Annotated in this window: 4 protein-coding genes; all 4 read right to left on the bottom strand. The window is 27.2% G+C overall.

The window, feature by feature from the left end; translation table 11 throughout:
* Positions 1-207: hypothetical protein (locus VLM92_RS05920; RefSeq protein ID WP_325275424.1), on the bottom strand; the 207-nt coding region annotated here is incomplete at its 3' end.
* Positions 208-222: 15 nt separating this feature from the next.
* Positions 223-483: a hypothetical protein gene (locus VLM92_RS05915; protein WP_325275423.1), complete on the bottom strand. Its 261-nt coding sequence runs from the start codon at positions 481-483 to the stop codon at positions 223-225.
* A 51-nt stretch (positions 484-534) separates the two neighbouring features.
* On the bottom strand, positions 535-825 hold the full coding sequence (locus tag VLM92_RS05910) for a hypothetical protein (RefSeq protein WP_325275422.1): 291 nt from the start codon (positions 823-825) through the stop codon (positions 535-537).
* Positions 826-874: 49 nt separating this feature from the next.
* Positions 875-2,106, bottom strand: a 1,232-nt coding sequence (locus VLM92_RS05905) for a phage tail spike protein (protein ID WP_325275421.1), incomplete at its 5' end; no start/stop codon positions are given.

The following is a 2,106-nucleotide window of genomic DNA, read 5'->3' as shown; positions in this document are numbered from 1 at the left end:
ATATTTATTATAATAATCATATAAAGTACTTCCTAAATCACCATGTTTATAATATACAGTTGCACCATATACATTTTTTAATCTATTATAAGTATAATTAAAAACGTCTGTATTAATATCAACTTCTTTTAATCCGTTCGCGCTTGCACCTGTGCTACCACTTACAACGTCTTTATGCCCACATCTTAATCCAACTATAAAACTCATAATATCACCTAACCTTTAATTAATTAATGAAAATAATTTACTAAATTCAAATACTAAAAATGTTAAACTTCCAATTATAGTTATAAGTAATGTTATTAATAAACCTAATATCCAAAAACATAAATTTTTCAATTCGTCTATTTTAATAACACTATCGCCAACTTTCATATTAGTGCGGATAACATTTTTTTCAAGTAAAATAATTTTGTCTGTATTTTGATTTGTTTTATTTACAATTCTATTTATATCGTCTATGCGTTCACATGAATGTAACATTTTTTTGTATCACCTACCCATAATTAATATTATGTTAATTATACCATAAATTTAACCTTCCATTTCCGGTGCTGTATATGTCTTAATACTTCCATATCTTAATATATTATAAGTATTTACTAAACTGAAATAACGTTCACTTGATACCTTTAAAGTATCACCAACATAAACCTTATACATATTATTACCCGTTAAAGTTGTATCTATAAGCGTTGTTAATGTTGCCAATATTTCAACATTAGTTTCATTTAGCTGTTCTAAAAAATAATTACCCATTAATTCTTGGAAGTCTTCCCAATCTGGTGTAAATAATTCTTTTATTGCTGATTCATTAAAAATCATAATAAAACCCCTTTCGTTTTTAAGAAAAAGGAAGCTAAGAAACTTCCCTTTAATTATATGGTATTTGATACCATGTTCCATTTTCTAAAACTTCATTTATTGTTACTGTATCGCCATGTCTTAAACTTCCTATAATTGACCATGTGGTAGCCGGTCCTGTTCTTACATTTAAATAACTGTTAGTATTTTCTAGTTTGACCGTTCCTATTGCGCCTTCTTCCGCGTTTTCAACTTCTATATAACTAGCACTTACAAAACCTAATCCAAGAACACGACTATATAAAAATTGTCTTATAATTCTATGTTGTGTAACCCAATTTATTTTACTTAATTTCTTTTTAACTTTTTCATATTCGGTCATGTCGTCACCTAATTGTCTTACTTTGTTAGAAAGTACTATTTTAGTATCTTGTGGTTGTTGTATATTATAGTCAAGTGCTACGATTCTAGTTTCTAAGTTAATTTCTAAAAGTTCATCAAAAACGGTTACAATGTCGCCTAATTTAAAATCTATTTCGTCTTCATTAACTGCCGATATATCCGACATGGAAATTTCATATGTTATAGTCGGATTTTCATAGGTATTTTTTTTCCATTGCGCATAATTATATAATTCTTCTTCACTTGATATGTTGCTATTATAAACAACTTTATGACGTATTACATCATTAGGTAATATAGTTGGATATACCCAAACATATTCACGCCCTAAATTTAATTCTGATATATCAATTTCATTTTCACCGATAAAATATATTTTGTTTGCTACTTCTGTACTATCTATAGTTCTTATAATACTATTTAAATTTTTGCCATAAGTACACAACAAACCGTTATTTTCTGAACTATCATTTAATAATGAAACGGTTTTTAATTCATTATTAAATATTAAATCACCGCCGTAAACTTCTTGTAATTTTCTTAATGTTTCTAAACAATTGGCATGTGCTTCAATTGTGAAATCACTTGATACACTTATATCACACGTTCCAAGTTCCCAACCTGTTTTATATAAAACATATTGTAAAATTGTGCTTGCTTGTTCGCTAAAAAAATCTTTTTCTTTTAATGGTGTGCTGTATTGTAAATCATAAAATAAAGCTTCGCAATAATAACTTGTAAATGCTGTTCCATTTTCGCTTTTATCTTCAATAGTTCTTATATAATAATAATCATCAACTAACCTAACTAAACTTTCAATTTGAAAATCTTGCCTTTTTTCTGATTCATAAGGCAAATCAAAAGTAATATAGTTACCGCCGTTTAACTGTTGTATTAAAT

It is taken from the genome of Romboutsia sp., from assembly GCF_035470145.1.
In the GTDB taxonomy this organism is placed as follows: Bacteria; Bacillota; Clostridia; order Peptostreptococcales; family Peptostreptococcaceae; genus Romboutsia_D.
Note: the sequence above shows the minus strand (reverse complement) of the source record. Positions and strands in the feature narration are given on the sequence as shown.

What these genes read in the sequence shown, in the direction of transcription:
- VLM92_RS05915 (WP_325275423.1), bottom strand. Translation starts at nt 483, where the DNA reads ATGTTACATTCATGTGAACGCATAGACGATATAAATAGAATTGTAAAT.
- VLM92_RS05910 (WP_325275422.1), bottom strand. Translation starts at nt 825, where the DNA reads ATGATTTTTAATGAATCAGCAATAAAAGAATTATTTACACCAGATTGG.